At 45.6% G+C, this 22,963-nt stretch carries 26 protein-coding genes; all 26 read left to right on the top strand.

Translation table 11 applies throughout. The features are described 5' to 3' along the window. Positions 1 to 66: 66 nt before the first annotated feature. The 26 genes from I2G42_RS16505 (at position 67) to I2G42_RS14020 (ending at position 22,951) form a co-directional block, all read left to right on the top strand. The gene (locus I2G42_RS16505; RefSeq protein ID WP_021651994.1) at positions 67 to 1,101 is read left to right on the top strand and encodes a hypothetical protein; all 1,035 of its coding nucleotides are present in this window, start codon (positions 67 to 69) and stop codon (positions 1,099 to 1,101) included. An 18-nt stretch (positions 1,102 to 1,119) separates the two neighbouring features. Continuing rightward, positions 1,120 to 1,926 carry a DNA-methyltransferase gene (locus I2G42_RS14140; protein ID WP_009248018.1) on the top strand — a complete coding sequence of 269 codons (807 nt, stop codon included), beginning with the start codon at positions 1,120 to 1,122 and terminating at the stop codon, positions 1,924 to 1,926. Positions 1,927 to 2,007: 81 nt separating this feature from the next. Continuing rightward, positions 2,008 to 2,334 carry a DUF7768 domain-containing protein gene (locus I2G42_RS14135; protein ID WP_009248017.1) on the top strand — a complete coding sequence of 109 codons (327 nt, stop codon included), beginning with the start codon at positions 2,008 to 2,010 and terminating at the stop codon, positions 2,332 to 2,334. 127 nt (positions 2,335 to 2,461) lie between these two features. Beyond that, positions 2,462 to 2,839: a hypothetical protein gene (locus tag I2G42_RS14130; RefSeq protein ID WP_029730582.1), complete on the top strand. Its 378-nt coding sequence runs from the start codon at positions 2,462 to 2,464 to the stop codon at positions 2,837 to 2,839. An 8-nt stretch (positions 2,840 to 2,847) separates the two neighbouring features. Continuing rightward, a complete protein-coding gene (locus tag I2G42_RS14125; RefSeq protein WP_029730581.1) occupies positions 2,848 to 3,156 on the top strand; it encodes a plasmid mobilization protein in 309 nt (102 codons plus the stop codon). Continuing rightward, positions 3,157 to 4,425, top strand: coding sequence for a relaxase/mobilization nuclease domain-containing protein (locus tag I2G42_RS14120; protein WP_173733905.1), 1,269 nt, complete (start codon positions 3,157 to 3,159; stop codon positions 4,423 to 4,425). Between the two features lie 14 nt (positions 4,426 to 4,439). After that, the gene (locus tag I2G42_RS14115; protein WP_055214700.1) at positions 4,440 to 5,240 is read left to right on the top strand and encodes a PcfB family protein; all 801 of its coding nucleotides are present in this window, start codon (positions 4,440 to 4,442) and stop codon (positions 5,238 to 5,240) included. A gap of 6 nt (positions 5,241 to 5,246) precedes the next feature. Then, positions 5,247 to 6,197, top strand: a complete 951-nt coding sequence (locus I2G42_RS14110) for an ArdC-like ssDNA-binding domain-containing protein (protein ID WP_173733906.1) — start codon at positions 5,247 to 5,249, stop codon at positions 6,195 to 6,197. Positions 6,198 to 6,278: 81 nt separating this feature from the next. Continuing rightward, positions 6,279 to 6,590 (top strand): hypothetical protein, encoded by a 312-nt coding sequence (locus I2G42_RS14105; RefSeq protein ID WP_055214703.1) that lies wholly within the window; start codon positions 6,279 to 6,281, stop codon positions 6,588 to 6,590. Positions 6,591 to 6,608: 18 nt separating this feature from the next. After that, a complete protein-coding gene (locus I2G42_RS14100; protein ID WP_055214705.1) occupies positions 6,609 to 6,887 on the top strand; it encodes a DUF4314 domain-containing protein in 279 nt (92 codons plus the stop codon). Between the two features lie 29 nt (positions 6,888 to 6,916). Then, positions 6,917 to 8,647 carry a VirD4-like conjugal transfer protein, CD1115 family gene (locus tag I2G42_RS14095; RefSeq protein WP_416387794.1) on the top strand — a complete coding sequence of 577 codons (1,731 nt, stop codon included), beginning with the start codon at positions 6,917 to 6,919 and terminating at the stop codon, positions 8,645 to 8,647. Between the two features lie 8 nt (positions 8,648 to 8,655). Further along, positions 8,656 to 9,024: a hypothetical protein gene (locus I2G42_RS14090; protein WP_055215345.1), complete on the top strand. Its 369-nt coding sequence runs from the start codon at positions 8,656 to 8,658 to the stop codon at positions 9,022 to 9,024. A gap of 63 nt (positions 9,025 to 9,087) precedes the next feature. Next, positions 9,088 to 9,927 carry a VirB6/TrbL-like conjugal transfer protein, CD1112 family gene (locus I2G42_RS14085; protein ID WP_055214751.1) on the top strand — a complete coding sequence of 280 codons (840 nt, stop codon included), beginning with the start codon at positions 9,088 to 9,090 and terminating at the stop codon, positions 9,925 to 9,927. Positions 9,928 to 9,960: 33 nt separating this feature from the next. Further along, a complete protein-coding gene (locus I2G42_RS14080) occupies positions 9,961 to 10,407 on the top strand; it encodes a PrgI family protein (protein WP_055215347.1) in 447 nt (148 codons plus the stop codon). Next, the gene (locus I2G42_RS14075) at positions 10,400 to 12,730 is read left to right on the top strand and encodes a VirB4-like conjugal transfer ATPase, CD1110 family (protein WP_201861176.1); all 2,331 of its coding nucleotides are present in this window, start codon (positions 10,400 to 10,402) and stop codon (positions 12,728 to 12,730) included. The genes I2G42_RS14080 and I2G42_RS14075 overlap by 8 nt, the downstream gene beginning before the upstream one ends. A 71-nt stretch (positions 12,731 to 12,801) precedes the next feature. After that, on the top strand, positions 12,802 to 13,602 hold the full coding sequence (locus I2G42_RS14070) for a DUF6674 family protein (RefSeq protein WP_173733908.1): 801 nt from the start codon (positions 12,802 to 12,804) through the stop codon (positions 13,600 to 13,602). Between the two features lie 30 nt (positions 13,603 to 13,632). Beyond that, complete coding sequence (locus tag I2G42_RS14065) at positions 13,633 to 13,980, top strand: hypothetical protein (RefSeq protein WP_055214755.1); 348 nt, start codon at positions 13,633 to 13,635, stop codon at positions 13,978 to 13,980. Positions 13,981 to 14,007: 27 nt separating this feature from the next. Further along, positions 14,008 to 15,708 carry a CHAP domain-containing protein gene (locus tag I2G42_RS14060; RefSeq protein ID WP_055214757.1) on the top strand — a complete coding sequence of 567 codons (1,701 nt, stop codon included), beginning with the start codon at positions 14,008 to 14,010 and terminating at the stop codon, positions 15,706 to 15,708. 154 nt (positions 15,709 to 15,862) lie between these two features. Beyond that, entirely contained in the window at positions 15,863 to 16,225 is a 363-nt protein-coding gene (locus tag I2G42_RS14055; protein ID WP_172675983.1) for an MmcQ/YjbR family DNA-binding protein, read from the top strand. A 44-nt stretch (positions 16,226 to 16,269) separates the two neighbouring features. After that, positions 16,270 to 16,689: a nuclear transport factor 2 family protein gene (locus tag I2G42_RS14050; RefSeq protein WP_055214759.1), complete on the top strand. Its 420-nt coding sequence runs from the start codon at positions 16,270 to 16,272 to the stop codon at positions 16,687 to 16,689. A gap of 201 nt (positions 16,690 to 16,890) precedes the next feature. Continuing rightward, positions 16,891 to 17,580 carry a response regulator transcription factor gene (locus I2G42_RS14045; RefSeq protein ID WP_055056432.1) on the top strand — a complete coding sequence of 230 codons (690 nt, stop codon included), beginning with the start codon at positions 16,891 to 16,893 and terminating at the stop codon, positions 17,578 to 17,580. Then, positions 17,577 to 18,605 carry a sensor histidine kinase gene (locus tag I2G42_RS14040; RefSeq protein WP_055056433.1) on the top strand — a complete coding sequence of 343 codons (1,029 nt, stop codon included), beginning with the start codon at positions 17,577 to 17,579 and terminating at the stop codon, positions 18,603 to 18,605. The genes I2G42_RS14045 and I2G42_RS14040 overlap by 4 nt, the downstream gene beginning before the upstream one ends. Positions 18,606 to 18,625: 20 nt before the next feature. Next, positions 18,626 to 19,303 (top strand): ABC transporter ATP-binding protein, encoded by a 678-nt coding sequence (locus I2G42_RS14035; protein WP_055056434.1) that lies wholly within the window; start codon positions 18,626 to 18,628, stop codon positions 19,301 to 19,303. After that, complete coding sequence (locus I2G42_RS14030; RefSeq protein WP_055214761.1) at positions 19,290 to 21,887, top strand: FtsX-like permease family protein; 2,598 nt, start codon at positions 19,290 to 19,292, stop codon at positions 21,885 to 21,887. The genes I2G42_RS14035 and I2G42_RS14030 overlap by 14 nt, the downstream gene beginning before the upstream one ends. 14 nt (positions 21,888 to 21,901) lie before the next feature. Further along, positions 21,902 to 22,078 carry a hypothetical protein gene (locus tag I2G42_RS14025; RefSeq protein WP_021652018.1) on the top strand — a complete coding sequence of 59 codons (177 nt, stop codon included), beginning with the start codon at positions 21,902 to 21,904 and terminating at the stop codon, positions 22,076 to 22,078. A 207-nt stretch (positions 22,079 to 22,285) separates the two neighbouring features. Then, positions 22,286 to 22,951, top strand: a complete 666-nt coding sequence (locus I2G42_RS14020; protein WP_055214763.1) for an ABC transporter ATP-binding protein — start codon at positions 22,286 to 22,288, stop codon at positions 22,949 to 22,951. Positions 22,952 to 22,963 lie beyond the last annotated feature (12 nt).

The raw sequence follows: 22,963 nt of genomic DNA, 5'->3' as shown, positions 1-22,963 counted from the left end.
AAGAAAAAATAGCAGAAACAGATTGAAAAGAGAATAAACAGCCAGAACACTGACAAGGGAGGTCTTATGGAAAAAAGATTGCAATTATGGAGTCCTGTGTGGGGATGGCTTGCCACAAAAGAAGGGGAATCTGTAGATTTGAAGGGACAGGATCTTGTTCTTTATGAAACTGCCATCCAAGAGGCACTGGAGCAGGAAAAATTGTATTACAGAAAAAAGTCGGCACCATTCAATCTGATGGATTACTATGATGCGGATGATTCTGTAAAGGAGAAAGTGCAGAACCTCGATATCCAGGTGAAAAAAGAACAAGATGGTTTGTATGTTTGTGCCAGCCTTGCATTAATAGAGCCTCTTACACAGCAGGAACTGGAAGCGATCCAGAACTTTCTCAGCAGGCAGTACGAAGGGGGAATTTTTGATACCTCACGTATTCGTACCTATTCCGTAGAGGAAGGAGAAGTCGTTTTTGATTTTTCAGTAGATACAAAAGAAAAGTTCTCTCAAAAAGAAGTCCAATGCGAAACGCAGAAGAAATATGAAATCACTTCCATAGCCCATCCACAATTTCCATGGCTGCATAGAATCCGAGCATTGGTAGACGTAAATGAAGCGGTTCCCAAAGGAACCTTGGGTGGCTTTGTAGAATATGAGCAAAATCTTTCCCAGGAAGGATCATGCTGGATTTATGACCAGGCTATCTGCTGTGAACGTGCGGTAGTGGAAAGGAGTGCAGGACTGTTCCAAGAAGCGATTGCCAAGGGTGATGCCCTTCTTACGGGAACTGCAGTGATGTATCAAACGAGTATTGCAGAGGAATCCTGCCGTATTCTAGCTGGAGAGGTTTGGAATATGGCACACATTCGAGGATTTGCCAAGATTACTGCGGCAAAGGAAACAGGAGATGCACCTTTGATTCTCGGAAATAGCTTGGTTTTTGGAAATGTATGCGGGAAAGTATTGGTGAGAGGAAATGTTCTGCCAAGCCGGAGTGTGGAGAATCAGACACAGGAGCTGTTAGTTTTCAGGGGAGGTGATTCAATTCATAAAGTGAATGAAAGCAAGAAAAAAACAAAAAGTAAAAAACAGCCGGAGCGCTGATAAGAAAGGATGATGCCTATGGAAAATACCCTGCAGTTAGGGAACTTATTGAAAGAAGGAACATACCCGGAGGAATATACCGGAGGGAAAAACTGGACAATTTTACATGGAGATACGCTGAAACTTGTGAAAGCATTTCAGCCGGGGATCTTTGATGCAGTGATTACCGATCCGCCTTATGCGTCTGGGGGAACAAAACAGAATGAGCGAAACCGCACGACTAATCAGAAATACAGCAGTATGAAGGCAGAGAATGCACTGCCGGATTTTGATGGGGATAACAAGGATCAGCGTTCCTGGACCCATTGGATGGCAGAGTGGCTCTACGATGCGCGGAAAGCCTGTAAAGTTGGTGCGCCAATCTGCCTGTTTATTGACTGGAGACAATATCCCTCTATTACCGATGCACTCCAGTGGGCAGGCTGGATCTGGAGAGGAACTGCGGTTTGGGATAAGGGAAACTCTCGTCCGCAGAAAGGACGTTTTCGCCAGCAGGCTGAGTATATTGTGTGGGGCAGTAATGGCCCGATGCCAATCAACCGCCCGGTTTCCTGTCTTCCCGGTGTGTTCCGTTATGGAAATCCCCAGAACCGTATTCATGTGACAGAGAAACCGTTGCAGCTGATGAAAGATGTCATTCAGATTTGTGAGCCGGGTGGTAGAATCTTAGATCCCTTTGCCGGAGCAGGAACAACCATCCTTGCGGCGGTGGAAGAAGGCTATGAGACAGTAGGCATTGAAGTGACCGATGCTTATTATAAGCTGGGCAGTGACCGTGTAAAGTTTGCATTGGAAGCAAAGGAAAAAGAAGAGAGCGAGAAATAGCAAGGGCATCCACATGGATGTCCAACTCTGTTTCAGAAGAAGAAAAGTGCATCCACCTGGATGCAGGAAAGGGGTGAGGCGATGGAACAGGCGATGGCCTATGTGTGTTGTCCGGCAGAAGAAAGCAGAGTGAAGGTGCAGCGATATTGCCGGAAGATTTATGAGTTGGGATATGTTCCCATTTGTCCGAGGTTTGGATTTCTTCCTTTTCTGGATGAAGGGGAAGCTGAGGATTTGCAGGCATACAACCGGATGTCCCACTTGATCTTAAAGCGGTGTCGGATGGTGGTGGTCTGTGGAAAAGAAGTCACCGGAACGATGAACACAGATATTAGTACCGCAGACCGATTGCATATCATTTGTACCACATTAGATGGATTGATCAAGATCAAAGAAAAGGAAGCATAATCGATTCTGCATGGGGGAGTCGATGGAAATCGGTGGAACTGGTTTTGCAAGCATAGCGTTTGGATATCCAAACGCACTTTGGGGAGAACCCCCAATCCCCCGGCAGTCGAGAAAGGAGAAAAGAAACATGTTTTTTGCAGGAATGGCTCTTGGAGCAATGGCAGGTGCAGCCTTTGGCATTGGAGTGATGTGCTGTGTGGTTGCCGGAAAGAGAGAAGATCAGCAGATGGAGCAGATGCGGATACGCAGAAAGAAACAGGGAGAACTGAAAACAATCCATTTCCGAGATATGGAAGGGTTGGAGCGGTTCTCCCTTTTGGATGGGGAAAGTCTTTGCATGATAGCAGAGGACGGAACGAAAGAGATTGGGATCTGCCGCTTTGTGGACGAAAGGCAGGTAGATGTGAATGGGCAGGTCTGGGAAATCGGGGAATTCCTTTGGCAGATGGAACGCAGAGGGATTCAGGTGTATCCCTTAGAGACAGCAGAAAAGAAGAAAAGGTAGGTGGTTGAATGAGAAAACGAAACCATGTAGTTCCTGTCCGTCTGAATGCGAAAGAACTTCGGCATCTGGACGGGCAGGTAGCAAAGAGTGGGTTAAACAGGGAGGAATTCTTACGTTCCCTGATTTTAGGCGCACAGCTGCAGACAAAGCCCTGTGAGCATCATGCAGAGCTTCTTCGAAAGATTGCGGGGCTTTGCAATAATGCCAACCAGCTTGCCCATGTCGCCAATGGCACAGGAATGGCAGGGGAAGCCAGCATACAGGAAATGCTCCGGATTTCCAAAGAGACCTGGCGTCTGGTGAAAGAGGAATGGTAGATGGCATATACCAGCGTCCTCCCCGTCCACCGCCTGGACCGTTCCATTGATTATGTGAAAGACCGGGCAAAGACCACCAAGAGTGCCGGCTCCTTGGAAGAAGCCATTGATTATGCGTTGAACCGGGAAAAGACGGAACAGACCATTTTTGAAGATGCCATGGGGTGTACCTGTGAAAATGCTTACGTGGACATGGTAAAGACCAAAGAGCGTTTCCATAAGAAAGACGGGGTGCAGGGATATCATCTGGTACAGAGTTTTGCAGAAGGGGAGGTATCCCCGGAACTGGCACATCTTATTGGACAGGAACTGGCAGAGCAGTTATTGAAAGGACAGTATGAGGTGGTGATCACGACCCATCTGAATACCAGTCATTACCATAACCATCTGGTATGGAATTCAGTGAGCATGGTGGACGGAAAGAAATACCACAGCAATGCCAGAAGTTATTTTACCGAGGTACGTCAGATTTCCGACCAATTATGCAGAAAATATGGTCTCTCGGTGATCCAGACGAATCAGGGAAAAGCCATGCATTATGCCCAGTGGAAAGCAGAAGCGGAAGGGAAGCCTACTTGGAGGACAGCCATCCGCCTGGATATCCGGGAGGCCATTGGTGTGAGTTTTTCCTGGAGTCAGTTTGTCAAAGAAATGGAGAAGCGGGGTTATACGTGGAAGCTGAACCGGAAGTATCCCTCCTTAAAGACACCGGGAATGGAGCGGTATATCCGCCTGCGTTCCTTGGGAAAAGGATATGGAGAAGCAGAAATCCGGGAGAAGATTCTGCGCCCAAAGATCCGGCAGGTGTATGGAAACACGCAGATGCAATCTCCGAGACGGAAACTCACCGGACTTCAGAGACTGTATTATTCTTATTTATATCAGATGGGGGTATTTCCAAAGAAGCCCAAGCGGATTCCCTATGCAGTACGTTCCGATATCCGGAGGCTGGACCAAAGGATCTGCCAAATGGAATTTCTACAAAAGGAAGGGATCACAACCAGGGAAGAACTGGCAGCATACCGGAAGCCCTTGGAAGAACAGGTACTTTCTTTGATGAAAGAGCGCAGGGAATTATACCGGAAAGCACCAGGCGGTATGCGCATTCAGGCAATCAATGGGGAATTAAAAGAACTTCGAAAGAAGATCCGCTTAAGTCAGAAGATTGAAAAACAGTCCTTGGAAATGGAAGAGCGGTTAAGGCAGGCAAAGGCACAGGAACAGGAAGTGTCAGGGAAACAGCGAAGAGAGGCAGAACGGAATCGGTAAGGAGGTGAGAGCGTATGAATTATGGCGGTGATGCGGCGGATCAGATTGTCCGGTATTCCATGGAAGGCATGGAACATACCTTACGAATCAGTGGGAGCATTGCAAAAAATCTGGCGGTGCTGATCGTAGCGGTGATGAAGGACCAGAAAAAGACCCGGGGAAAGACCAACCTGCTTCGGATGTTAAAGGAACAGCGGGCAATGAAGTTTTTCACCATTCCTCATGACAGGCTGCGGGAGTTTGCCGGGGAAGCCAAATCCAGGGGGCTGTTGTATGTGGTCATCCGGGATAAAAAGAATCCCAAGTCTGCAGAGATCATGGTGTTTGCCGATGATGCAGCGAAGGTGAACCGGGTGCTGGATAAGATGAATCTGGACTTTGTCAAATCCGAAGCCGGAGAAGCGGTGGTGGAGCAAGCACCGGTGCGGGAAGCAGAGCGTGTGATCGATGCAGAGTTTACCGAGAAAACCGAAGGAAAGGAGGAGCTTCCGGTAAAGACCGAAAAGGTGGTACTGCCGGAAGGAACCATTGAATTTGAATTAGACGAAGAAGAGCATCTGTTTGATGTGGGGGAAGTTACTCCTACAGGGGAAAATTTTACTCAGGCGGAGAAGGCAGGGAATCTGTCCGGACCTTCCTCGCACAACAGCGCTTCTTTTTCCGGGCAGGAAACTAGCTGGAAAGGGCGCAAGCCTTCTGTCCGGCAGGAACTAAAGAAGATTGAAACCGAGCAGAGACAGCGCAGGCAGGCACAGAAGAGCCGGAGAAAACCGAGAAACCAGCAGCGAAAAAAGACAAAAGTGAAAGGCAGGTAAGGCGATATGGATTTAAAGAATATGATCCCAGGTGGAGCGGGGGAAGAACAGGCTCCAGAACAGCGGCTGTCAAAAGAAGAGTATGCAGCCATGAAAAAACAGCAGAGGGAAGAAGTGTGGGCAGAGGTTGATGTCCAGGCGCAGGCAGTGTTCCAAAATGGGGAGTCCTTAAAAGGATTTCTGGATTTTATGGCACAGTGCAACACCCAGAAAACACCCAACCTTTTGTTGATCTACGGACAGAATCCGCAGGCAACGGTGGTAAAATCCTATGATTACTGGAAAAAAGAACACCGTTCTCCAAAAGCCGGGGTGCATGGTTACACCTATATGGTCAGCACCGAATATGAAAAAGACGGCGAGCGGAGGACAGGCTATACCATCAGTAAGGGCTTTGACATCAGCCAGATGAGTGGGAAACCGCTGGAGGAACGTCCACAGCGTTCCATGGAAGAGTTGATCCATGCAGTGTTAAAAGATCAGCCAGTGCAGATGCAGATCGCAGACAATCTGCCGGAGGGCATCCAGGCACAGTATATCCCAAAACAGCGCACGGTTTATGTGCAAAACGGAATGGAGGAGAATACAACATTCCATGCAGTGAACCGGGAACTGGCGTGTGCAGCATTAGACCAGCATGATGGAAATTATGTGAGAAAGAAAGTGAATGCACAGGCATACTGCGCCGCCTATGTGATCGGCAAGCGGTATGGAGCAGACGTGTCCGGTTTTCAATTTGGGAAAATCGCAGAGATGCAGGCAAACGGGCAGAAAGATCCCCAGGAACTGCGTGGCTTTTTAAATGATGTGCGTCAGGCAGCCTATACCATCCGCAACCATATGGAACGGAACTTCGGGGAACAGGAGCAGACCTTTTCAAAGGATGATTTTTCCTTTGAGGAACCGCCAAAGCAGACACCGAAGAAGGAGAAAAAAGAGAAACAGCCGGAGCGGTAAGTTCTTGAAAAAGTTCCGCTGTTGGGATAGCTATTGTAAGGTTCTTGTGGTATGTTGGGTGTAACAAAGGAGGTGCCCAAGATGGCAGATTACTATTTGAAAACAGACAATATCATGAAAAATATGTTTACGGTGGCATTAAAAGACGAACTGGCAGCCCAAAGTCAGATGGGAAAGGTTCGTCCGGCTACAGAAGCCATGCTGCAGAAAGTCCGGGACTATGAACTTTCTGAGAAAAGGCTTCCCATCACCACAGAGGAACAGCGGGAACTTCGCAATGCCCTCAACCGGCTGCGGGACAAGTATCTGGCCATGGGCAGGTACAGTGATGGCATTGACAGCGTGATCTTAAAGGTCATGAAACCAAACACCAGCAGGCACTTCTTCTGGTAGCAGAAGGGAGGGATGTCTATGAGGATATATGATCAAAAACAAGTGAAACAATTACGAATGCGGTATCCCAAAGGAACAAGGCTCTGCCTGGATTTTATGGATGAGCCGGGGATGTCGCCGGGATTACAAGGAACAGTGGAGTTTATTGACGATGCCGGACAGATACACATGCACTGGGAGAACGGGAGAAGCCTTGCCTTGATCCCCGGAGAGGATTCTTTTCATAGGATAGACGGACCAGCAAACGAAGTGCCGAAGCGTGAAAAAGCGAAGAAGGAGCGAAGCCCGCAGAGGTAGCATGGAAACGTGCGGATCTTTGGGTATGGCTGCTGTTTCTGCCAGTTGTCTGGTGGGCGGGAGCTATCACTGCCTGTGCCATAAAACCAGATACCAATCTGTTACAGATCTTACAAGTGCTGACCGAAAAACTGGATCAGCCCTTTTCTATTTCTTATACACCGTACACACTGCGGTGTGTGTTCACATTCACAATCGCCTATGCGTTAGGCATCGGTATTTATTACTCCCAAAAGAGAAATTATCGAAGAGGGGTGGAGCATGGCTCTGCCAAATGGGGCGATGCAGCTTCCATCTGCAAGCGTTACCGGGACAAGCGGTACACCCAGAATCTCATTTTAACCCAAAACTTCCGCATGGGATTGGACTGCTATAAGCATAAACGAAATTTGAATGTCCTTGTGGTGGGCGGTTCCGGTGCAGGAAAAAGCCGGGCATATGCTGTAGTCAATATCATGCAGTGTAACTGTTCCATGGTGATCACCGATCCCAAAGGAGAGCTTCTGCGGAAAACCGGAGGCCTACTGGAGCGGGAAGGATATGAAGTGCGGGTGTTTGATCTCATCAATCCGGAAACGTCCTTTTGTTATAATCCCTTTGCTTATGTGCGGGATGACAAGGATGTGCTAAAACTCATCAACAACCTGATCCGCAATACCACCCCGAAGGGAGCGCAGAGTTCGGATCCGTTTTGGGAGAAAAGTGAGACTGCCTTGCTGCAGGCGCTTATGCTGTATCTGTTACATGAAGCGCCGCCGGAAGAACAGAACTTCTCCATGATTATGGAAATGTTAGGCTCTGCCCAGGTGAAAGAGGACGATGAGGAATACCAGTCACCCTTGGATATTTTGTTTGAACGACTGGAGATGCGCAATCCGGAAAGTATTGCAGTCAAGCAGTATGCCATTTACAAACAGGCGGCTGGAAAAACTGCTAAGTCCATCCTGATTTCCGTAGGTGTCCGTCTGGCAGCGTTCAACTTAAAACAGATCGCCAATTTAACCTGCACCGATGAACTGGATCTTTACAGCATCGGGGAGAAAAAGGTGGCGCTGTTTTGCTGTATCCCGGATGCAGATACCAGTCTCAACTATCTGGTGGGTATGATCTACAGTAACCTGTTCCAGACCCTTTACTATGTGGCAGACCGGAAATACCATGGGAAACTGCCCATTCCGGTACACTGCATCATGGATGAGTGGCCCAACGTGGCATTGCCCGATGACTTTGATAAGTTGCTGGCAACCATGCGGTCGCGCGCAATTTCCTGCAGTATCATCATCCAGAACATTGCCCAGATGAAAGCCTTGTTTAAGGACAGCTGGGAAAGTCTGATAGGAAATTGCGATGAATTTTTATACTTGGGCGGCAATGAAAAAGAGGGGCATAAATATGTCTCAGAACTACTGGGAAAAGAAACACTGGATACCAATACCTATGGGCAGACCAAAGGAAGAAGCGGAAGTTATTCTGTGAATTTCCAACAGTCTGGAAGGGAACTTCTCACCCCGGATGAAGTGCGGCTTTTGGATAACCGGAAAGCGGTGCTGCTGGTGCGTGGGGAGCGTCCTATTTTGGATGAGAAATACGATCTGCACAAGCATGTGAATGTGAAATATACGGAGGATGGCGGTGCGCCTCCCTATGATTATGCGAAAGCACCGCTGTCTCATGAAGATGTAACCATTGATACCAGGAGACTGGATGATTATGAACTGCTCTCAGCTGAGGAAATCCTCGGAGGGGAGCAGTCTTTTTGATTGGAGGAATGCCATTGAAGAAAACAAATGAAATGCCAAAGAATCAAACAGGAAACCATACCACAGTACCGAAAGTTATGGGAAAAGGACCTAAATATCCCTTTGCCTTTTATGTGGCTCTGGTGTTGTCCATGACCGTAGGGGCAGCTCCGGTGCTTGCCGCCGGAGATCCGTTGGCGGTCATCAATAACCTGTCCACCTTTATCTTTTCCCTGATCCGGGCCATTGGTCTGATCTTATTGGGATTTGGTGTGGTGCAGGTGGGATTGAGCTTAAAAAGTCACGATCCCAGCCAGAGAGCCAATGGATTTTTGACTCTGGCAGGAGGCGTCATCATCACCTTTGCAAAAGAGATCCTGGACCTGATCGTTGGGTAGCAGGAAGAAATGGAAAGGGGTAGGGAGAGACTCTTCCTGCCCCGGCAAAGGAGGTGAAGCTGTTTGAGTGATAACTGGATCGTGCAGAACCTAAACTCTGCACTGAACACCTGGAATGAGAAACTGTCAGAAATCTGGACACTGCTTACCCAAAGCCCGGAATCTTTTAAGGGCGGGGATATTTGGAGCGTCATCACCGGGATTAACGGAGCGCTGACAGCCATTGGATATGGGTTGTTGGTCTTGTTTTTTGCTGCCGGGATTGTCAAGACCTGTGGCAGTTTTACGGACATGAAGAAGCCGGAGCATGCCCTGAAAGCCTTTATCCGCTTTGCCCTGGCGCAAGGCGCCATCATGTATGGCATGGAACTGATGACAGCGCTGTTTTCCATTGTTCAGGGGATTGTGTCTACCATCATGGCACAGTCAGGCATGACCAATGGTGGCGTGACAGAACTTCCAGCAGAGATCGTGGAGAAGATTGAAGCGGTGGGCATGCTGGAATCCATTCCTCTGTGGATTGTGACCTTGCTGGGAAGCCTTTTGATTACAGTGCTGTCCTTCATTATGATCCTTACGGTATATGGAAGGATGTTTAAGCTGTATATGTACACTGCCATTGCACCCATTCCCATTTCCACCTTTGCGGGTGAACCCTCCCAGTCGGTGGGAAAAAACTTTATCAAGTCTTATGCGGGAGTGTGTCTGGAAGGGGCGATCATTGCACTAGCTTGTATCATCTTTTCTGTCTATGCAGCCAGTCCGCCAGCAGTAGGGGATACCTCTTTGAGTGCGGTGACCATTGTGTGGAATTATGTAGGGGAACTGGTGTTTAATCTGCTGGTACTGGTGGGTGCGGTAAAAGCATCTGACCGGATTGTGAAAGAAATGATGGGATTATAGGAATAGAAAAATAAAAGAAAGAGAGCGAGAAAAATGGAAGTAAAAATGAATAAAGAAATCCGCAACTATCAGGAGTCTATGTTTATGGGACTGAACCTGCGACAGTGCATCTTTTCCCTGTTTGCCATTCTTGTGGCGGTAGGGATTTATTTTGGTCTGGGAGACTATGTAGGGCAGGAAATGACCGGGTGGCTGTGTATCTTAGGCGCTGCTCCGTTCGCAGCCTGTGGGTTCTTCCAGTACCATGGCATGAATGCGGAGCAGTTTGCCTGGGCGTATATCAAGTCCGAATTTTTATACCCCAAGCGATTGCTGTTTCAAAGCGAGGATCTGTACCATGCCTGTATGGAAGAGACGCTGGCCTTGGGAGAAAAGTCCAAAGGGGATGGCACAGCCCTTATGAAAAAAAGAGAACAGCGGGCAAGGAAAAAACAGATGAAGCAGAAAAAGAAGTCAGGAAGGAGTGGTGCGTTTGATTAAAACCTTACAGCAGGCATTAAAAATGGACCGGGAGAAGTTCAAAGTCCCAAGGTCTGTCCAGCAGGCGATTCCCATCCAGCGGATCTGGCCGGATGGAGTGTTCCAGTCCGGGACGAAATTTTCCAAATCCTTTCGGTTTTCGGATATCAACTATGCCATTGCAAGTAAAGAAGATAAAACGGAAATGTTCTTAGATTACAGTGAACTATTAAATGCGTTGGATTCCGGTGCATCTGCCAAGATTACCCTAAATAATAGAAGAATCAATAAGGAAGAGTTTGAAGCCTCCCTGCTGTTGCCGATGAAAGAGGACGGGTTGGATACATACCGGAAGGAATACAACGAAATGCTGTTATCCAAGGTCAGCGGCACCAACAACAGTATTTATCAGGAGCGGTATCTGACGGTCAGTGTCCATAAGAAGAACATTGATGAGGCAAGGACCTATTTTGCCCGTGTGGGAACGGATATCATCACCCATCTGAGCAAGCTGTCCTCCATTGGAGAAGAGCTGGATGCGGAACAGCGCCTGCAGATCTTCCGGGATTTTTTCAGGGCAGACCAGCCTCAGTGCTTCCCATTTGATATGAAGGCGTTTGCCAAACGGGGGAGCAGTTTTAAGGACTGGATCTGTCCCCAGTCCATGGAATTTTCCAAAGACTGTTTCAAGATCAACGAGCGATATGGACGGGTGCTGTATATGCAGGATTATGCCAGTTATGTCAAGGATGACATGATTTCGGAGTTATGTGATTTGAGCCGGGATCTGATGCTGTCCATTGACATTCTCCCGGTGCCAACAGACGAAGCAGTGCGTGAGATCCAGAACCGTCTGCTCGGTGTGGAGACGAACGTGACCAACTGGCAGAGACGCCAGAATGCCAACAATAACTTTTCCGCCATTGTACCCTATGATATGGAACTACAGAGGAAAGAGACCAAAGAAATGCTGGATGATTTGACGACCAGGGATCAGCGGATGATGTTCGGCATCCTTACCATGGTGCATATGGCAGACAGCAAGAAACAGTTGGATTCGGATACGGAGAGCATTTTATCCGTGGCAAGAAAACATTTGTGCCAGATGGCAACTTTGAAGTGGCAGCAAGTGGATGGACTCAATACGGTACTGCCTTATGGCATCCGAAAGATCAATGCCCTGCGTACCCTGACCACAGAGTCCACCGCAGTGCTGATTCCATTCCATACCCAGGAGATCATGCAGCCGGGTGGTATTTATTATGGGCAGAATGCGGTGAGCAAAAATATGCTGGTGGCAGACCGAAGGAAACTATTGAATGGAAACTCTTTCCGTCTTGGTGTCAGCGGTTCGGGAAAGAGTTTCTCGGCAAAAGAAGAGATTGTGGATCTGGCCTTGTCTACGGAAGATGACATTCTTATCTTAGATCCGGAGTCAGAATTCGGTTCGCTGGTGGAAGCGCTGAATGGAGAAGTGATCTCCATTTCTGCAACGTCCCATACTCATCTGAATGCACTGGATATGGATTCTGCCTATGGAAACGACAAGAATCCGCTCATTGAGAAGTCAGAGTTTATTTTGTCCCTGTTTGAACAGTTAGTGGGGGCTGGCAATCTGTCGGCAAAGGAAAAATCCATCCTGGACCGCTGTACCGCAGATGTGTACCGGGACTATATCCGAAGCGGTTATAAAAGCGAAGTGCCGACCTTGAAAGACTTGTACCGCCAGCTCATGCTCCAGCCGGAAGAAGAGGCCAGAGGGCTTGCCTTGTCTTCGGAACTGTTTATCAATGGAAGTCTCAATACCTTTGCACAGAAAACCAATGTGGATACGAAGAACCGTATCATTGCCTATGATATCCGGGAACTGGGAGAGCAGCTCATGCCTCTTGGTATGCTGGTTACCTTGGACAGTATTTTCAACCGGGTAATCCAGAACTGGAAGAAAGGAAAAACTACCTGGATCTTTGCCGATGAGTTTTATCTCTTGTTCCGGTATCAGTACAGTGCTGACTTTTTCTACCGCCTCTACAAGAGGATTCGTAAATACCAGGGATTTGTGACAGGTTTAACGCAGAACGTGGAGGAACTTTTGAAATCGGATACTGCAAGACTGATGCTGGCAAACAGTGAATTTTTGATCCTTTTAAACCAGGCGACCACAGACCGGGATGAACTGGCTTCCCTTTTGAATATTTCCGAGAACCAGTTATCCTATATCACAAATGTAGGCGCAGGAAAGGGACTGATCCGGTGTTCCGGAAATCTGGTGCCATTTGAGAACAGCTTTCCGAAGAATACGAAGCTGTACCGCTTGATGACAACGAAACCGGGAGAGTGTTAGTCGAAAAGATATTTTTTAGGGTGCTGTTGGAATTTCTTTGGCAGCATCCTTTTGGGAAGGAGGGAATGTAAATGGAAGAAGGACAAACAGTGGAAATCCAGGAAACGAGAGAACCGCTTCGGGAGCAGGGCAGTATCCGGGTATTGCTGGAGCTGTTGGAACAACAGGGCATGAATCAGGAAAAAGGGGATGTGCTCCGTATGGCAGACTATATTGATTCCATGGAAATGCAACTGGGAGCCGTCTTAAAAGAATTGGGAGAGGTGAAGAAGCAACTGGGTGTGATGCAGGAAAGTAAGGTCAAACTCTTTGCGGTGAATACAATCCAGAAAGCAGAACATCAGGTGAAAACACTTCGTTTTCAGGTGGGAGAATGGAAACGAAAGTTTGTGGAACGGGCAGAACAGGCAGTAGTTGATTTTAAAGAAAAGGGGAAAGATGCCCTTGCCTGTGCGGTAAAGGGAATGCACCTTACCCAAGGCTTGCAAAAAATCCAATCGTCTCTGCATACGGTGATGCTGTCGATGGATCAGAAGATTGACCGTCTGGGGAGCATGGCGGAAGAACTGCAAGTTGCCAAAGGGCATCTGAAAAACGCATTTTTGGAAATGAACGGAAAAGATACCGCAAAAATCACAGAGCGAAATCCGGAACAGGGAATGATCTTTCAAACTCAGAAGGTGTTATTCCAATCCATGCGGAGCATCCATCGGCTGGAACAGAAAACAGAACGATTGCAACAGCAGATTGGAAAACTGGAAGAAAGACAAAGGAAACCGACATCTTTGAAAGATACCCTGCAGGAACTGAGACAGGAATCACATCCTCTGAAGCCTGGCAAAGAAGAAAAAAAGAAGGCGGCAGTTCGATAAAGAGAAAATTTTCAGAGAGAGGTGAGAACTATGAAAGAAGAAACAACGATTACCTTTTTTGCATCTGAATGCGGGGAGTTTCATGGAATGGGAGAGTGTATTGAATGTACATCTTTAAAAGAAGCATTCCGGCATTACCAGAGATTTTGCAAACGTTTCCCTCACATGGTTCCGTCTTTGGAGTTTTCCCTCCACCATGCAGACGATCCGCTGTATAACGAGGGAGAATATCCATTGGCGACCGGGGAGAAGGGAAAAGAGTTATTGTCCTATGTTCCCTATTATGCCAATCATCCGCTGGTGCAGGAAGCGGTAAAGGAACTGGAACAGCTGGAGAGCCAGCAGAAGAAATCAAAAAAGCGAGGAAGGGAACGTTAGAAAGTACAAAAGATGGGAGGTGTGTGATTGAAAGAGATCAAAGAAAAAGTGCGGGGGCAAAGTCCGAAGATCCGTAATCCTGCCTCCCGGCTTCCGAAGGAACTGGTGCGTTCTGCGATGCTGGAAGCAAAAGAAAAGTCCAGCATTATGGCAGATAAGATCGGAAGAGAAACGGGGGAGGAATCCCCGGTAGAATATGCCGGAAACCGCATCCAGCGTGTGGAACAGCGCATGGGAAGAGAAAGTGCTTCGGCAGCCTATCGTGGCGGTAAGAAGCTGGCGGTGAAAACCTATGAGAAGATAAAGGCGCAGAAACAAAAGCAGAGAGAAGCCGCGACACCCTCGTTGGGAGAGGAAAATACAAGAGGTAACACATTTACCCAGGCAGGACAGACAATGGCAAAGAAAGGGCGAACAGAAGCCACAAGAAGCATTAAGGTCAAGCCGGAAGCCGAGAAAACAATTAAGGAAGCTGGAAATCGGACGGTAAAAATAGCGCCCCGTGTGGTGAAAGCCTCTCCGGTTTCTTCCCAGAAAGTGAAAACCCAGGCAGTCTTACAGAAAAAGCAAGCACTGAAATCCATGAAAGCAGCCAGGGAAGCAAAACGGGCTGCCATGCACTCGGTTCAGACTGCCAAGCAAAGTGCAAAGGCAACTGGAAGAGGATTGAAAGCCATGGCAGAAGCTGCCGCTCATGCAGTGAAAGCTGCATTTGCGGCTCTGATGGCAGGCGGTGGTGCGGTTCTGGTTGTTCTGATTTTGATTGTAGGGATTATTGGCGGTGCAGCCTTTTTGGGAAATTCCCAGAGCAGTGAGGCGTTAAGTGCGGAAGTGTTGGCGCATACGCCCGCCATTCAAAAGTATGCCAGTGAATTTGGAATCCCGGAATATGTTCCGGCAATCCAAGCCATTATGATGCAGGAAAGCGGAGGCAGGGGAACCGATCCCATGCAGGCTAGTGAGTGTCCTTATAATACCCAGTATCCCAATACTCCCGGTGCGATTCAGGATGCAGACTATTCCATCAAGGTGGGGATACAGTATTATGCAGATTGCGTCCGGGAAGCCGGATGTGAAAGTCCCCAGGATATGGACAAGCTGAAACTCAGTTGGCAGGGATACAATTATGGCAATGGCTATATCTCATGGGCGTTGGAAAAATTTGGCGGTTACAGTGAAGCCAATGCGTTGCAGTTTTCCCAGGAACAGGCAGCCGCCCATGGCTGGTCTGGTTATGGCGATCCAGAGTATGTGCCTCATGTGATGCGGTATTATTCCGGTGGAGGTTGGTTTGCCGGCCTATTTGGAAACGGACAGCTTGTTACCATTGCGAAAAGCCAGCTTGGAAATGAAGGCGGAGAGAAGTTCTGGTCATGGTGGGGATTTACAGAGAGACAAGAATGGTGTGCCTGCTTTGTCAGCTGGTGTGCGGATCAGGCAGGGCTCATTCAAAAGGAAGCAGTACCGAAGTTTTCTGTTTGTACGGATGGTGTAGCTTGGTTTCAGGCAAAGGGGAAATGGCAGAGTGGAGGAAGTGTTCCGACACCAGGGACTATCATCTTTTTTGATTGGGATCATGACGGAGCCAGTGACCATGTAGGAATCGTGGAAAGCTGCGATGGAACTACGGTACATACGATTGAGGGAAACAGCGGAGATGCAGTAAAGCAGAACAACTATACGGTGAATTCTCAGTCCATTTTGGGATATGGACTGGTTGCTTACTAAAAAATGAGAAAAAATCAAAGAACAGATTGCATTGTAGGAGCAAAGGAACAATGCTATAATAGGGAAGCAGGCAGGGCGCACGTCCTGCCTGGTGATAAATACGAAAAGTACAATCATGAGATTGATAAAATAGAGTCATTGGGGAGTGGAATATTTGAAACGGGAAGAAATTTTTGAATATGTAAAAAAACAATATGGAACAATTCCGGAATATCTTTGGAAGAGTTCTCCTAAGAGTGCAATACTCCGGCATAAAAATGGAAAGTGGTATGCAGCTATTCTGCGAGTTGAAAAATCAAAACTGGGTTTGAAGGAGGAAGGAACCGTAGATATCATCAATGTGAAGTGTGAACCGGATATGGTTGGACTTCTGACACAGACCTACGGTTTTCTGCCAGGGTATCACATGAATAAGAAGTATTGGATCACCATGTTGTTAGATGGAAGTGTAAGTGAGGCAAAAATCTTAGATTTTCTGGATATGAGTTATGATTTGATAGATGGGAAAAAGGATTGAGTTTAGAGGTTCTGTAACGAATTTTATATAGGAGGGATTCTATTATGGACAAGAGAGAACAGATGATCCGGTTATGGTTTTCTATGTGGCTGGAAAAGAAAGATTTGGGAATGGATGATATTTTTGCAGAGAACGTGAGTTATACAGAAAGCTGGGGACCATGTTATAGCAATCGTGAAACCGTAAAGCATTGGTTTCAGGAATGGAATATGAGGGGGAGTGTAATCGCTTGGGATATCAAACAGTTTTTTCATAAAGAAAATCAGACCATTGTTGAATGGTATTTTAAAAATGTGATGGATAATGGGGATATTGAAGAATTTGATGGAATTTCATTGATTGAATGGTCAGCAGAGGATCAAATTCAATCCTTGAAGGAATTCGGCTGTAATCTTCATAACTACGATCCGTATCAAAAGAGTGATACGCCCCAATTCAGAGAAGAAAAAATTCATTGGTTTTAAAGTCAGGCAAGAGGTATAAAGTGATTTTAGCAAGTGACGAGAAGGTGTGTGGTGACATGCATCTTCTTTTTGTGTTTCAAAAGATTTTTAAGATTTCAAAAAGAAAATCATAAATTTTTCAATCTGTAACATTTCTAGGACATTTCTGTTGTAAAATAAGAATGAAAATGCTAGCAAAATTGTTGCAAAGGATGAAAAGGAATGAAACAGATTTTAATCGTAGAAGATGATGAACTTTTGAATAAAATGTTAGTTTACAACCTACAGTCAGAATCCTATGGGATTGTTTCGGTGGAAACGGTAAAAGAAGCCATGGAAGTGCTGAAGAGCCAACCGTTTGATCTGGTACTATTGGATATCAATCTTCCAGATGGAGATGGATATGCGATTGCAAAAACAATCCGGAAAAAATATAGCGATACCATTGTAATCTTTTTGACTGCAAATGACAGGGAAAGTGATGAGATCCGGGGGTATGAACTTGGAGCAGTAGATTATATCACAAAACCTTTTTCCATTTATTCCCTGCAGAGAAAAGTGGAAAATGTACTGCGTATGATGGGGCATCATGTGTCCATGCAGGATGTCTTTGATGATGGCAGGTTGTTTTTAAATTTTGCAGAGCAGACAGCTATGCTGGGTGGGAAGCCATTGACCTTATCTACTTTGGAGTTTCGGATGCTGAACCTGTTCTGTCAGAACCGCAATCGTGTATTAACGAGAAAACAGTTGTTGGAAAAAATATGGGACTGTACAGAAAATTATGTGGACGAGCATACGTTAACGACAACGTTAAGCCGCATCCGGGGAAAGATTGAGACAGATGGAACGGTATATATCAAAACCGTATATGGCATGGGATATAAATGGACCGGAGGTGAAACAGCATGATAGGAAAGAAAACCTCTGTAAAAAAGATGTTTTTTTGGCTGACTGCCGGCATGGTACTCTCAATGACAGCAATCATATTGGTCTCCTTTTTTCTGACCAAAAATATCGCAGTGTTATGGGTTGGGCTGGCATTAACAGTCTGCGCTGCACTATGGATGCTTTTTATGGTACAACTGTTGGGAATGAGACTGTCAAATTTTACTTCTGAACTGTGCCAGATCCTGGATGACATGATGAACCGCAGTCAGGAACCTGAAAATGTATCCGACAGAGAGACGATTTTTGCCCGTATCCATCACCGCCTGGTGCGTCTGTATAATATTCTGCAGGAAAGCAACCGGAAGGTAGAAGCAGAGAGACAGGAATTACAGTCCCTGGTGTCAGATATTTCCCATCAGGTCAGGACTCCGGTGAGCAACATGAAAATGATTGTAGATACACTTTTGACAAAATCCCTGGAAGAACAGGAGCAAAATGAGTTTCTGAAAAGTGTAAGAGGACAGATCAATAAGCTGGATTTTTTAATACAGGCATTGGTGAAAACCTCCCGTTTGGAAACCGGGGTGATTCAATTAGAAAAAGAAGATCACTTTATATATGATACGTTAGCGCAGGCTATGAGCGGAATCGTATATTCCGCAGAGCAAAAAAAGATCCATGTATCTGTGGAATGTCCGGAGGATGTGCGTGTGTCCCATGACAGTAAGTGGACAGAAGAAGCGATTTTTAATCTGTTGGACAATGCGGTAAAATATACCCCGACAGGGGGAAGTGTCCATGTGTCTGTAGCGCAATGGGAAATGTATGTGGAGATAAAAGTATCTGATACCGGAAAAGGAATTTCAGAGAGCAATCAGGCATCTATTTTCAAGAGGTTTTACCGGGAAGAAGAGATTCATAATCAGCCGGGTGTTGGAATCGGTCTTTATCTGACCAGGGAAATTGTGACACAGCAGGGCGGCTACGTTACGGTGGAATCACAGGTGGGAAAGGGATCTGCATTTTCTATTTTTTTGCCGAGATAAAGAAATATATGGAGGATACTATGGCAGCTGTAAAATTAGTTTCACTTACAAAAGAATATCAAAATGGAGAAAATTATATAAGAGCCGTTGATGATGTATCCTTTTCTATAAAAGAAGGGGAGTTTATTGCAGTCATTGGTGCTTCCGGAAGCGGAAAGTCAACCCTGATAAATTTAATCAGCGGATTGGAAAAGCCAACCCATGGATGTGTTTATGTGCATGATGTAAATTTGACGCAATTATCTTTAGAAGAACAGATTTCTTTTCGCAGATGGCACATTGGTGTTGTTTTTCAAAAATATAATCTGATTCCTGCCATGAATGTGTTTGAGAATATCGTGCTTCCGGCAAAATTACTGGAGAGGACAGTAAATGAAAAAGAGGTTTTCCATTTGGCAAAAACTTTGGGGATCGAAGAGAAACTCTTTCAGATGCCGGATGAGTTATCGGGAGGACAGCAACAGAGAGCTGCCATTGCCAGAGCTGTCTACACCCATCCTACCATTCTGTTAGGGGATGAGTTGACGGGGAATCTGGATTCCAGAACCAGCGCCTCTGTTATGGAACTGTTAAAAAAGATCAGCAGGCAATATCAGCAGACCATGCTTGTGGTTACCCATGATGAAAAAATCGCTGCCATGGCAGATCGGATCATCCGCATGAAAGACGGAAGGGTGGTGGAAGATGAAAGACTATGATTATCACCGTCCGGCAGAAAAAGTGCTTTTGGATTCTTATCGAAAGCAGAACCGGAACAAAAACCGCCTTTTGTTTCTGGCAGTTGCACTTACCGTTGGAGTGATTTTCTGTATGATAAGTTTTGCCTATGGGAAGATCCAGGTGGACATCCAGAAACATATCCGGACAGATGGAATGACGGTGTCAACGTATCTTGAAAATGGTACAGAAGAAATGGCAGGACAGCTGCATACGCTTTCCTACATAGCAGAAACGGGAAAAGAAAAATTTGCCGGAAAACTATGCGATCAAACGATAAAATATTGCGACTGTGTTGTGGCAGATGAAACAGCATTTGAAACTATGCTCTGTCCGGCCTATACACAGATCATAGGAACGTATCCCAAACAGGAAAACGAAATCATGCTTTCCACCAAAACCTTAACGTATCTGGGAATTTCGGATCCAAAGGTGGGAATGGAATTAAAGCTGGATTTTTATTGGAATGATCTTTTCCAAACAAAAGGAACCGGACAACAGACGTTTCAGCTTTCCGGATATTTTACAGAATATCAGAATCAGGGGGCAAGTTTTTCCATTGCATTTTTATCCGAGAAGAAACTGAAAGAAAGCGGAGCTGGATGGAATCCCTGCAGGATACTGCTGAAACCGGAAAAGGATTCTGTCAGTGGCATACAGATGGAACAACAGTTGCAGGAAGATATCCGGTTGAAAGAAGGGCAGCGGATCGTCAGCATGGATTCGGCTGCATACCGGGCAGTGGAAGGAATGCTGGGAAGCTATGGATTTGCAGCCTTGTTCTCTTTCCTGATTCTGCTGTGTATGTTTTTGTTCATCTATAATATTTTGAATTTATCATTAGGAAAAGATTTACAGCAATATGGTCTGATGGAAGTAGTCGGGGTACAGCAGCATCAGATTATACAAGTGATATTTCGGCAGATGATGGAAGTTGTCTTGAAGGGAAGCCTTGCAGGCGTTGCCATAGGCAGTCTGGTGGTACTTGGAATCCTGCCCTCTGTCATTGGAAAACTGTATCTTGGACAGGCAGAAGAACTGGAGGGGATTTCTTTCTATCAGCCTGTGTTCTTTCTGATAGCCATTCTGCCAGTGGCAATGACTTTGGGTGTTGTGATACTTCTGGTAAAGCAAAAAATCAAAATCCTGAGTCCTCTGGAATGTATGAACTATGGAACTGGGAATGTTGCAGAGAAGAAACAAACAAAGAAAAAGAAAGCAGTTTTCCAAAGTTTTGGAAACAAGCCGGAAGTTTATCTGGCCAGAAGATATCTGTTTTACAATAAAAAGGCTTTTTTCATCACCATGATTTCTCTGACCATAGGTTGCGGCTTAGCGCTTGGATCTTCGGTGATTGTAAAGGGAGTAGATCTGCAAAACCAGTTTATGAAAGAACCTGATTTTCAAATCCGTATCACACAGGAAGCCTGCAGCACACTGATGGAAACTTCCCCGGATACAGAAAATATGGTCTTTTTCCCGAAAGAATTCTTGGAGAACATCAAGCAGACTGCCGGAAACAGCCTGCAGGATGAAACAAAGATCCAGGGATTTTACCCTATTATCGGGAAACAAGGTCGGGATAGCATCAAGTTATTAAATGACGGGGAAACCGTTCCGACTGTAATCCAAAAAATTTCTTCTTCTGAAAAAGAAAAACTGCAGGAATTTTTGAAAGAGCAGGAGATAACAGCAGACTGGGAAACATTTACACACGAAAACGGAACGATTCTTCTCCATGATCACAGAGTATCAGAATATGCAGAAGAGCAGGCATTGGAGCAGCTTGGAAATACAATAGAAGTGTATGATCTGGTTCCGGTGGGAACCGATATGTCCGATCTGCTTCCAGAGACACTGGTAAATTGCGGGTATCTGGATATTACAAAGGAAGGATTTCCGGAATTAGAGTTGTGCTGGGATGGCAGAAATACCAATCTTCTTCTTGTAACAGAGGAAACCTTTGAAAACCTGTCAGAGAATCTGACCCCACAGACCTTTGAAATGAGCTTTTCTGTAGAAAAGGAACAGGAATCCGGCTGCAAAAACAGGTTAAAGGGAATGATCCAAACAGAAAATATGGAATTTCAGTCTGAAAACGGATATGCGGAGCAATTAAATTTATTCCAGATGGAGAGTCGGTCAGACCTTTTATTAAAAGAACAGGAGTATATTCAGACCAGCAGGCTGTTGCTTCTGGTAATCAGTGGATGCCTGATCTTTATCGGGATTATGAATTTTTTAAATGTAAGGGTAACGGATATGTTACTTCGAAAAAAAGAATGTGCCATTATGAATCGTGTGGGAATGACCAGAAAGCAGTTGCAGCGGATGTTCCTTGCGGAAGGAATGTTTACCTGGCTGTTGCTGAGTGCTCTTCTGGTAACAACGGGAACGCTGTTGACAGGCGGGATTGGATGGTATATGAAAACAAAGATTTCTTATTTTGTATTCTATTATCCGCTGAAAGAAATGGTTGCTCTACTGATGATTTTACTTGCAGGCAGTATTCTGGTACCAGGAATTTTCTTAAAAAAGTTTTATGGAAAAGCGGATACTAAATAATTGGAGGGAATTGAATGATGTATCAAACCGTTTTAATAGAAAATATTACTACTGAAAATGTAACTGAAAAAATAAATGCTAAACTTATAGAAATGGAAAAACAAAGCTACAAACTTGTAACTATGTCATTTTGGGGAGCTGAAAAAGCTGTCTTGGTTTTCAAAAAAGGATTAAAAGGCAGTTTGCTGTGATATTTTAAATAGAATTATAGTCACAGATAAAATCAAGAACAGCAGAATATCATATTTGGCATCTTTTGTAATTTTTTGAAATGTCCGAGATTTGTAACAATTCAGGCTGAAATTCCTTGAATTTTGTTCTTTTCTCGGACATTTCTGTGACATTTGTATTTTATAATAGAGTCATCACAAAGAAAGGCAGAAAGGAGCTTATAGAATATGAGTATTTTACAGACAATCGATTTAAAAAAATATTATGGCACAGAACCCAATATTACAAAGGCTTTAGACGGTGTGAATTTTTCGGTGGAAGAAGGTGAATTTGTAGCGGTAGTAGGCACTTCAGGTTCCGGAAAATCCACGATGCTTCATATGATGGGAGGTTTGGACACTCCTACCAGCGGAAGAGTTATTGTACGGGGAGAAGAACTGGCAAAGAAAAACGATGAAGAGCTGACGATTTTCAGGAGAAGAAATATTGGTTTCATTTTCCAAAATTATAATCTGGTTCCGATTTTGAATGTTTATGAGAATATTGTCCTTCCGGTAGAACTGGATGGAGATACGGTAGATCAGGGATTTATGGACGAGGTGGTTCATATGCTGGCGCTGGAAGATAAACTAAAGAATATGCCGAATAACCTCTCAGGAGGACAGCAGCAGAGAGTTGCGATTGCAAGGGCTTTAGTTGCAAAGCCTGCGATTGTGCTTGCCGATGAACCTACAGGGAACCTCGACTCGAAAACCAGTGCAGATGTTATGGGATTGATCAAACGGACCAGTTATGAGTTTCACCAGACGGTGGTAATGATTACACATAACAATGAGATCGCCCGGCTTGCAGATCGGATTGTCCGGATTGAGGATGGCAGGATCGTGGAATAAGGAGGTGGCAGG

It is taken from the genome of Fusicatenibacter saccharivorans, from assembly GCF_015557635.1.
Classification (GTDB): domain Bacteria; phylum Bacillota; class Clostridia; order Lachnospirales; family Lachnospiraceae; genus Fusicatenibacter; species Fusicatenibacter saccharivorans.
The sequence above is the reverse complement of the archived record's forward strand: the minus strand, read 5'-3'. Positions and strand labels throughout refer to the sequence as shown.

Excerpts from the sequence above, each read along its gene's own strand:
- I2G42_RS16505 (WP_021651994.1), top strand. The coding sequence starts at position 67 with ATGGAAAAAAGATTGCAATTATGGAGTCCTGTGTGGGGATGGCTTGCC.
- I2G42_RS14140 (WP_009248018.1), top strand. The coding sequence starts at position 1,120 with ATGGAAAATACCCTGCAGTTAGGGAACTTATTGAAAGAAGGAACATAC.
- I2G42_RS14135 (WP_009248017.1), top strand. The coding sequence starts at position 2,008 with ATGGAACAGGCGATGGCCTATGTGTGTTGTCCGGCAGAAGAAAGCAGA.
- I2G42_RS14130 (WP_029730582.1), top strand. The coding sequence starts at position 2,462 with ATGTTTTTTGCAGGAATGGCTCTTGGAGCAATGGCAGGTGCAGCCTTT.
- I2G42_RS14125 (WP_029730581.1), top strand. The coding sequence starts at position 2,848 with ATGAGAAAACGAAACCATGTAGTTCCTGTCCGTCTGAATGCGAAAGAA.
- I2G42_RS14120 (WP_173733905.1), top strand. The coding sequence starts at position 3,157 with ATGGCATATACCAGCGTCCTCCCCGTCCACCGCCTGGACCGTTCCATT.
- I2G42_RS14115 (WP_055214700.1), top strand. The coding sequence starts at position 4,440 with ATGAATTATGGCGGTGATGCGGCGGATCAGATTGTCCGGTATTCCATG.
- I2G42_RS14110 (WP_173733906.1), top strand. The coding sequence starts at position 5,247 with ATGGATTTAAAGAATATGATCCCAGGTGGAGCGGGGGAAGAACAGGCT.
- I2G42_RS14105 (WP_055214703.1), top strand. The coding sequence starts at position 6,279 with ATGGCAGATTACTATTTGAAAACAGACAATATCATGAAAAATATGTTT.
- I2G42_RS14100 (WP_055214705.1), top strand. The coding sequence starts at position 6,609 with ATGAGGATATATGATCAAAAACAAGTGAAACAATTACGAATGCGGTAT.
- I2G42_RS14090 (WP_055215345.1), top strand. The coding sequence starts at position 8,656 with ATGCCATTGAAGAAAACAAATGAAATGCCAAAGAATCAAACAGGAAAC.
- I2G42_RS14080 (WP_055215347.1), top strand. The coding sequence starts at position 9,961 with ATGGAAGTAAAAATGAATAAAGAAATCCGCAACTATCAGGAGTCTATG.
- I2G42_RS14070 (WP_173733908.1), top strand. The coding sequence starts at position 12,802 with ATGGAAGAAGGACAAACAGTGGAAATCCAGGAAACGAGAGAACCGCTT.
- I2G42_RS14065 (WP_055214755.1), top strand. The coding sequence starts at position 13,633 with ATGAAAGAAGAAACAACGATTACCTTTTTTGCATCTGAATGCGGGGAG.
- I2G42_RS14050 (WP_055214759.1), top strand. The coding sequence starts at position 16,270 with ATGGACAAGAGAGAACAGATGATCCGGTTATGGTTTTCTATGTGGCTG.
- I2G42_RS14045 (WP_055056432.1), top strand. The coding sequence starts at position 16,891 with ATGAAACAGATTTTAATCGTAGAAGATGATGAACTTTTGAATAAAATG.
- I2G42_RS14040 (WP_055056433.1), top strand. The coding sequence starts at position 17,577 with ATGATAGGAAAGAAAACCTCTGTAAAAAAGATGTTTTTTTGGCTGACT.
- I2G42_RS14035 (WP_055056434.1), top strand. The coding sequence starts at position 18,626 with ATGGCAGCTGTAAAATTAGTTTCACTTACAAAAGAATATCAAAATGGA.
- I2G42_RS14030 (WP_055214761.1), top strand. The coding sequence starts at position 19,290 with ATGAAAGACTATGATTATCACCGTCCGGCAGAAAAAGTGCTTTTGGAT.
- I2G42_RS14025 (WP_021652018.1), top strand. The coding sequence starts at position 21,902 with ATGATGTATCAAACCGTTTTAATAGAAAATATTACTACTGAAAATGTA.
- I2G42_RS14020 (WP_055214763.1), top strand. The coding sequence starts at position 22,286 with ATGAGTATTTTACAGACAATCGATTTAAAAAAATATTATGGCACAGAA.